General features: G+C 42.3%; 6 protein-coding genes. 2 read left to right on the top strand and 4 right to left on the bottom strand.

The genetic code is table 11. From position 1 onward, the window contains the following. The 4 genes from SCSH_RS10945 to acnA form a co-directional block, all read right to left on the bottom strand. Nucleotides 1-125 (bottom strand): putative ABC transporter permease (locus SCSH_RS10945; RefSeq protein WP_442477939.1); only part of this gene is annotated, 125 nt, incomplete at its 3' end. Nucleotides 126-376: 251 nt separating this feature from the next. After that, the gene (gene icd / locus SCSH_RS07970) at nucleotides 377-1,552 is read right to left on the bottom strand and encodes an NADP-dependent isocitrate dehydrogenase (RefSeq protein ID WP_057491357.1); all 1,176 of its coding nucleotides are present in this window, start codon (nucleotides 1,550-1,552) and stop codon (nucleotides 377-379) included. A 1-nt stretch (nucleotide 1,553) separates the two neighbouring features. Next, nucleotides 1,554-2,672 (bottom strand): citrate synthase, encoded by a 1,119-nt coding sequence (locus SCSH_RS07975; RefSeq protein WP_057491358.1) that lies wholly within the window; start codon nucleotides 2,670-2,672, stop codon nucleotides 1,554-1,556. Nucleotides 2,673-2,675: 3 nt separating this feature from the next. Then, nucleotides 2,676-5,336, bottom strand: a complete 2,661-nt coding sequence (gene acnA / locus SCSH_RS07980; protein WP_057491359.1) for an aconitate hydratase AcnA — start codon at nucleotides 5,334-5,336, stop codon at nucleotides 2,676-2,678. Between the two features lie 265 nt (nucleotides 5,337-5,601). On the opposite strand from acnA, the gene SCSH_RS07985 reads away from it, so the two are divergent. Together SCSH_RS07985 and nrdE are read left to right on the top strand one after the other, a co-directional pair. Further along, nucleotides 5,602-5,826, top strand: coding sequence for a redoxin NrdH (locus SCSH_RS07985; RefSeq protein WP_057491360.1), 225 nt, complete (start codon nucleotides 5,602-5,604; stop codon nucleotides 5,824-5,826). A 148-nt stretch (nucleotides 5,827-5,974) separates the two neighbouring features. Then, on the top strand, nucleotides 5,975-8,134 hold the full coding sequence (nrdE, locus tag SCSH_RS07990) for a class 1b ribonucleoside-diphosphate reductase subunit alpha (RefSeq protein ID WP_057491361.1): 2,160 nt from the start codon (nucleotides 5,975-5,977) through the stop codon (nucleotides 8,132-8,134). The last annotated feature ends 25 nt before the right edge of the window (nucleotides 8,135-8,159 follow it).

Here is an 8,159-nt window from a genome sequence, read left to right on the forward strand (position 1 = left end):
CCAAATAAAAAACCACGGTAGTCAAACCGCCTGTCCTTAATAGAACAGTAAACCGTCTCCCACAGCCAGCCTATAAAAGAATAAATAAAGAAAAGAAAAACTACATCCGGAAGTGAATAGGGCATAAACAGCCGCCTTTCTTGCCAATATTATACCTCTTTCACTTATTGATGCCAAACACAAGAATAGACTTTCCAAAAAAGCTCCAGATTAAGCTATTTGGTCCTTCATTTTTATTTTTAAGACTTATTTAAAAATTTTTGCTGCCCACCAGGAACAGCAAATCTAAAACCTACAATCAGATATGATTATAAAAACAGAGCAGATACCCATGATTGCTTTGCAATTATGTACATCTGCCCAACTATTTCGCTTTTCACAAATTGTCAGCCACTACTTTGGCAAAGGCGCTGGTTGAACAAGAAGGCGCAGAACCTGCCAAATCTGCGGTAAAATAACCAGCCGCAAAGCTTTTTTCAATAGCTGATTCAATCAACTCAGCCGCTTCTTTCCAGCCTATATAATCAAAAAGCATACAGCCTGATAGAAGCAAGGAACAAGGATTGGCCTTATCCTGTCCGGCAATATCCGGAGCAGTGCCATGGGTCGCTTCAAAAATAGCGTGACCGGTTTGGTAGTTGATATTAGCTCCTGGTGACATGCCAATGCCGCCAACTTGTGCTGCTAAGGCATCGCTGGCATAGTCCCCATTGAGATTCGTCAGGGCAACCACTTCAAAGCGCTCAGGCTTTAAAAGAATCTGTTGCAGGAAATTATCGGCAATAATGTCATCAATAACCAAGCATCCCGAGGCAAGTTCAGCAGCATATTCCTCTTGAGCCAGTTCATAGCCCCACTTTCTAAAACCGCCTTCTGTAAATTTTTGAATATTACCTTTGTGCACCAAAGTAACCCTACTCAGCCCTTTATCCAGCGCATAATCAATAGCTGCGCGAATCAGACGTTTGCTGCCTTCAATAGAAATCGGCTTGATCCCAATACTGCTGCTCTCAGGAAAACGGATTTTTTGAACCTGCATTTCGTCTTGTAAAAAGTCGATAACTTTTTGAACTTCTGCTGTACCTGCTTCCCATTCAATCCCTGCATAAATATCTTCCGTATTTTCACGAAAAATAGTAATGTCTGTCTTTTCTGGATTTTTAAGCGGACTGGGAACACCCTTGAAATAGCGGACAGGTCTGACACAGGCAAAGAGATCCAGTTCCTGACGAAGAGTAACATTTAATGACCGAATGCCGCCGCCAACTGGCGTTTCCAAAGGACCCTTTATCGCAAGCAGGTGGCTCTTAATTGCCTCCAAAGTCGCATCCGGCAGCCAAACGCCCTTTTGATCAAAAGCCTTTTTCCCGGCCAGAACTTCCAGCCATTCAATTTGTCTTCTTCCTTTATAGGCTTTGTCAACAGCTCTGTCAAAAACAAGTTTAGCATTTTTCCAGATGTCACATCCCACACCGTCTCCTTCAATATAAGGAATAATGGGGTTAGCAGGAACTTGTAATCTTCCCTTTTCAAATCTTATTTTTTCTGCCATTTTATCTCCTTTCTAAAGGAATATAGTTTAAATTCCTTCTGCCAGCATAGTGAGAACGCGGACGCAGCAGCTTGTTATCCCTTTGCTGCTCCTGAATATGGGCAATCCATCCTGCCATTCGGCTCATGGCAAAAATCAGGGTAAAGATGGAACTCTCAATCCCTAAAACATGATAAACGGTTGCGGAATAAAAATCAACATTGGGAATGAGATTTTTTATTTCTTTCATATAGCATTCAACTTCATTAGACAGCTGATACCAGACGTCTTCCTGAGTCCCACGCGTTAATTCTCTGGCCATTTCCCGCAGGTATTTTTCGCGGGGGTCCTGCCTTTGATAAACACGATGGCCAAAGCCCATTATTTTTTCCTTAGAATTGAGTTTTTCCTGCAGATAAGCCCCTACATCACCACGGTTACGAATTTCCTGCAGCATCTCAAAAACCCGCTCATTGGCACCGCCATGGAGAGGGCCTTTCAACGTTCCAATAGCAGCTGTCACACAAGAATAAATATCGGACATAGTAGAAGCACAGACTCTGGCAGCAAAGGTTGAGGCATTGAGTTCATGTTCAGCATGCAAAATAAGGGCTCGATTCATGGCTAAGCTTTTAAGTTCATTGGGAATACAGCCTCTTAGCATGTACAGAAAGTTCTCAGCAAAACCAAGATCGCTTCGGGGTGCAATCGGAGACAGTCCCTGACGCAGCCTTGCAAAAGCCGCAATGATAGTTGGTATTTTGGCCATCAGCTGAATACTTTGGTCATAAATAGCTTCTGGCGTTCGTTCTTCAGCTCTTAAATTGTAGACACCCAGTAAACTGACTGTTGATCGCAAAACACTCATGGGATGCAGGTGCTGCCGCGACTGAATCAAAATGCATTGCTCAATAGCATCACTGATGGCATAATTGCTGCGCAGTCTTTTTTCAAACCGCGTAAGTTCCGTTTGACTGGGCAAACGAAGATTCCAAAGCAGGAAAATCACTTCTTCAAACTGAACCTGATTTTCCATCAGCTCAGCAATGTCATAACCTGCATAAGAGAGCTTATCCCCTTCAATCGCACTGATTCTGCTTTCACAGGCAACAGTCCCTTTTAAACCCTTTGTTTCTGCCATAGATTAACCTCCCCTTAACTTTTTACGAACAACCATAGGAAGAATACCTCCGTTTTCATAATACTGCAGATCGGCATCTGCATCAAAACGAAGGAGTGCTTGAAATTCCTTTACTCCTTGGTCCGAAACAGCTCTGACTGTCACAATATCATGTACCTGAGGTTTTTCAGGAAGAACAACCGTGTAAGTCTCGTATCCTGTTAATTGGAGACCGGCTGCAGTCTGTCCTTCGAGAAACTGTAAAGGCAAAATTCCCATCATAACCAAATTAGAACGGTGAATGCGCTCGAAACTTTCTGCCAGAACAACTTTTACACCTAAAAGACTGGCTCCCTTAGCTGCCCAGTCGCGGCTAGAGCCCATGCCGTAATCTTTTCCTGCAATAACAATTGTGGAAATACCTTCCTTCTTGTAATTCATGGCAGCCTCATAAACCGGCAGGATAGTGTCTTTGTATTTCGTGTAGCCGCCGATTTTCCCATTAGCCAGTTCATTTTTGATGCGAATATTGGCAAAGGTTCCTCTCATCATGACCTCATGATTACCGCGTCGGCTGCCGTAAGAGTTGTAATCTGCATAAGCAACGCCTTTTTCTTCTAAATAATGGGCTGCCGGGCTGTTACGGGCAATATTTCCCGCAGGCGAAATGTGATCGGTAGTGACTGAATCGCCAAATTTAGCCAACACTTTCAAGTCCGTCAAATCTGCTGCAGCTGAATTATTTAAATGCTCAAAATAGGGCGGATTTTGGATATAGGTCGATGCTTGGTTCCACTGGTAATTAGCTGAACTTTCGGTTTGAATCTGATTCCATTTTTGACTGTCAGAAAAGACTTGGGCATACTCTTTGGCAAAAAGTTCAGCAGTGACATACTTGTCAACATAAGCCATGACTTCTTCCTTGGCAGGCATCAGATCTTCTAGGTAGACCGCCTGATTATCCTTATCGTAGCCCAAAGGTTCGCTTGTCAAATCAATTGCGGTGCTGCCGGCCAAAGCATAAGCAACAACCAAGGGCGGACTGGCTAAAAAGTTAGCCTTAACCAAGGGATTGACCCGGCCTTCAAAATTTCTGTTTCCTGACAGAACGGCACTAACAAGTAGGTCCTCGTCCTGAACAGCCTTAGCAACTGCTTCTGGTAGGCTGCCTGAATTGCCGATGCAGGTTGTGCAGCCGTAGCCGACCAAATGGAAACCCAGTTTATCCAGATAGGACTGTAGGCCGCTCTTTTTCAGATAGGCCGTGACAACTTTAGAACCTGGTGCTAGAGACGTTTTAACTGACTTAGACACACTGAGTCCACGTTCCACAGCTTTTTTGGCCAAGAGCCCAGCAGCCATAAGAACATAGGGATTGGAGGTGTTGGTACAGGAAGTAATGGCAGCAATAGCAACATGTCCCGTCTTTAGTTCAATATCCTCATCCTCAAAATGAGCAATTGCTGTTTTATCTAACTCCCTTTCATCCAAACCAAAACCGCGGACACCTGCTTCTCGTACAAGGCTGGCCTCAAATTCTTCTTTTGCCCGGCTTAATTCGATTAAATCCTGAGGACGTTTTGGTCCCGCAATGGAAGGCTTAACAGCTGACAGATCAATTTCGATAATCTTCGTATAAGCAGGCAGTGTTTTGGCATCATGCCACAGGCAGTTGCGCTTTGCATAGGCTTCTGTTAGAGCAATGTGTTCTTTTGAACGGTTGGTTAGCTTCATATAATTCAAGGTTTCCTCATCAATAGGAAAATAACCGCAGGTTGCCCCGTATTCCGGTGCCATATTCGCGACTGTTGCCCGATCTGCTAAGGAAAGTTCTGCCAATCCGGGACCAAAAAATTCCACAAATTTTCCAACCACATTTTCCATGCGCAAAACCTGTGTCACTTTAAGTGCCAAGTCTGTTGCTGTCGCTATTTTAGGGAGCTGTCCATAAAAGCGCACGCCGATAACCTCCGGAACTGGGAAATAGGAGGCTTCTCCCAGCATGGCAGCTTCAGCTTCAATGCCGCCAACACCCCAGCCAAGAACACCGATGCCGTTTATCATTGTTGTGTGGCTGTCAGTACCAAACATAGAATCTGGATACAAAAATCCATCTTTTTCAATAATAACATCGCTGAGAAATTCAATATTAACCTGATGAATAATGCCAGTTGCCGGCGGTACCGCCCGGTAATTTTCAAAAGATTTTTCAGCCCATTTTAGAAACTCATAGCGTTCATTATTACGCTGAAATTCCAGATCAATATTATGATCAAAAGCTTCCTCGCTGCCGAAAAAATCAACCTGAACGCTGTGGTCAATAACCAGATCAACTGGTATTTCCGGATTAATCAAATCAGGACTGCCGCCATTTTTAACAATAGCATCGCGCATGGAAGCCAAGTCAACGACAACTGGAACTCCTGTAAAATCCTGCAGGATAACACGGCTGGGTTTGAACGGAACTTCTCCCTTAGGATTGTTAGGATTATAATGAAAAAGAGACTCAATGTTATGTTTTATAACATCAATATCGTCATATTTCCTTAATAAACTTTCAATTAGAATTCTAATCGTATAAGGAAGGCGTTCAAGCTCTACATCATAGTCTTTAGAAGCTTTTACTAAATCAAGGTAACGGTAGTTTTTCTCATTAAGAGAAAAAATCGATGCATAATTAGCCATAATAAGTCTCCTTTTTTTATTAATTAGTTAAAATTATACAATTTTCTGAATCATCAAGCAAACCTGAACTTGCATATCGTGTCATAAAATATGACATGCTTTCTTTGGAGAACTTTCTTCTATTTAAAACACTATATCTTGTGGAATTTTTAAAAATTCATACTATATTTTGTGTTTTTTCAAGCAATTATTCTTGCTTTTTTTATTAAATTTAGATATGCTAGTAGGGCAACTCAATTAAAAGTTTGAAATTTTAGGAGGAAAAATGACTAAAATCACTGTTTTTTCAAAAAATAACTGCATGCAATGCAAGATGACTAAGAAATTTCTGGAACAGCATCAGGCTGACTTCGAAGAAATCAACATTGATGAATATCCAGAGAAAATTGATTATGTAAAAAGCCTAGGCTTCACAGCTGCTCCTGTTATCGAAGCAGGTGATCTTGTCTTTTCAGGTTTTCAGCCTGCCAAGTTAAAAACTCTTGTCTAATATTTTGACATCAAATCAGCAGTCATCCGCAAGGAATAGCATAAACTTTTCAACTGCTGAGTAAAAATCACCTTAGGCTGGAACCGTCCGTTCCAGCCTCTTCTAGAAAATCAAGAATCAAGGAAATATAAGGAATAGGAATTTATAGATGAGTCTTAAGAATCTCGGCGATGTCTCTTACTTCCGCCTCAACAATGAAATTAACCGCCCTGTCAACGGGCAGATTCCGCTTCACAAAGACAAAGAAGCTTTGAAAGCTTTCTTTGCCGAAAATGTCCGCCCAAATACCAAATCCTTTGACAGTATTACGGATAAGATTCGTTTTCTGATTGAAAATGACTATATTGAATCAGCTTTTATTGCCAAATACAGACCTGAATTTATTGAAGAACTTTCTCAATCTCTTTATGACTATGATTTTCACTTTAAATCATTTATGGCAGCCTATAAATTCTATCAGCAGTATGCTCTCAAAACGAATGATGGCGAAGCTTATCTTGAAAGTATTGAAGACCGTGTTCTCTTTAATGCTCTCTATTTTGCTGATGGCAATGAAGAACTGGCACACGATCTGGCAATGGAAATGATTACTCAGCGCTATCAGCCAGCAACCCCAAGCTTTCTCAATGCTGGGCGCAGCCGCCGGGGTGAATTGGTGTCTTGTTTCCTCATTCAGGTGACAGATGACATGAATTCTATCGGCCGTTCTATCAATTCGGCTCTGCAATTGTCCCGTATTGGCGGCGGTGTCGGCATTTCTCTCAGCAATCTGCGTGAGGCCGGAGCTCCAATCAAAGGCTTTGCCGGAGCAGCCTCAGGCGTCGTTCCTGTCATGAAGCTTTTTGAAGACAGCTTTTCTTATTCCAATCAATTAGGGCAGCGTCAAGGTGCCGGAGTTGTTTATCTCAATGTCTTCCACCCAGATATTATTGCCTTTCTTTCTACTAAAAAGGAAAATGCTGATGAGAAGGTTCGTGTCAAGACCCTATCTCTCGGTGTTGTCATTCCGGATAAATTTTATGAACTGGCTCGCAAAAATCAGGACATGTATCTCTTTAGTCCTTATTCTGTTGAACGTGAATACGGTGTTCCTTTCAGCTACATTGATATCACTGAAAAATACAATGAATTAGTGGCCAATCCTAATATTATCAAAACCAAGATTCGTGCCCGCGATTTAGAAACGGAAATTTCTAAGCTTCAGCAGGAATCCGGTTATCCTTACGTTGTCAATGTGGACACTGCTAACCGTGCTAATCCGATTGATGGCAAAATTATCATGTCCAATCTCTGCTCTGAAATTCTTCAGGTTCAGACCCCAAGCCAAATCAACGATGCTCAGGAATTTGTTAAAATGGGAACCGACATTTCATGCAATCTTGGTTCCACAAATGTTGTCAATATGATGGCTTCTCCTGACTTTGGCCGTTCTATCAAGGCCATGACCCGTGCGCTTACTTTTGTCACGGATTCATCAAGCATTGAAGCTGTGCCAACCATCAAACATGGCAATGCCCAAGCCCACACTTTCGGACTTGGTGCTATGGGACTTCACTCCTACTTAGCCCAGAACCATATCGAATACGGCAGTCCAGAATCTATTGAGTTTACCAGTATCTATTTTATGCTTATGAATTACTGGACTTTAGTAGAGTCAAACAATATTGCCCGCGAGCGGCAGGAAAGCTTTGTTGGTTTTGAAAACTCAAAATACGCTGATGGCTCTTATTTTGATAAGTATGTCACTGGTCAATTCCTTCCGAAATCCGACCTTGTCAAGGAACTTTTCAAAGATCACTTCATTCCTCAGGCTGCTGACTGGCAGGCTCTGCGTCAAGCTGTTATGAAAGACGGACTTTACCATCAAAACCGCTTAGCCGTGGCTCCAAACGGGTCTATTTCCTATATCAATGATGTGTCTGCTTCTATTCATCCAATTACGCAGCGTATCGAGGAACGCCAAGAAAAGAAAATTGGTAAGATTTATTATCCTGCAGCTGGTTTGTCAACGGATACCATTCCTTATTACACATCCGCTTATGATATGGATATGCGCAAGGTTATTGATGTCTATGCTGCTGCGACCGAACATGTCGATCAAGGCCTATCGCTCACACTCTTTATGCGCAGCGATATTCCTCAAGGCCTCTACGAATGGAAAACAGAAAGCAAACAAACAACCCGCGATCTGTCCATCCTTCGCAATTATGCCTTTAACAAGGGAATCAAGTCTATCTACTATATTCGCACCTTCACTGATGATGGCGATGAAATCGGCTCAAACCAATGTGAAAGCTGTGTAATTTAACTGAACAGTCAAACATGGAGCTAAA

Source organism: Streptococcus orisasini (genome assembly GCF_001431045.1).
In the GTDB taxonomy this organism is placed as follows: Bacteria; Bacillota; Bacilli; order Lactobacillales; family Streptococcaceae; genus Streptococcus; species Streptococcus orisasini.

Excerpts from the sequence above, each read along its gene's own strand:
- icd (WP_057491357.1), bottom strand. The coding sequence starts at position 1,552 with ATGGCAGAAAAAATAAGATTTGAAAAGGGAAGATTACAAGTTCCTGCT.
- SCSH_RS07975 (WP_057491358.1), bottom strand. The coding sequence starts at position 2,672 with ATGGCAGAAACAAAGGGTTTAAAAGGGACTGTTGCCTGTGAAAGCAGA.
- acnA (WP_057491359.1), bottom strand. The coding sequence starts at position 5,336 with ATGGCTAATTATGCATCGATTTTTTCTCTTAATGAGAAAAACTACCGT.
- SCSH_RS07985 (WP_057491360.1), top strand. The coding sequence starts at position 5,602 with ATGACTAAAATCACTGTTTTTTCAAAAAATAACTGCATGCAATGCAAG.
- nrdE (WP_057491361.1), top strand. The coding sequence starts at position 5,975 with ATGAGTCTTAAGAATCTCGGCGATGTCTCTTACTTCCGCCTCAACAAT.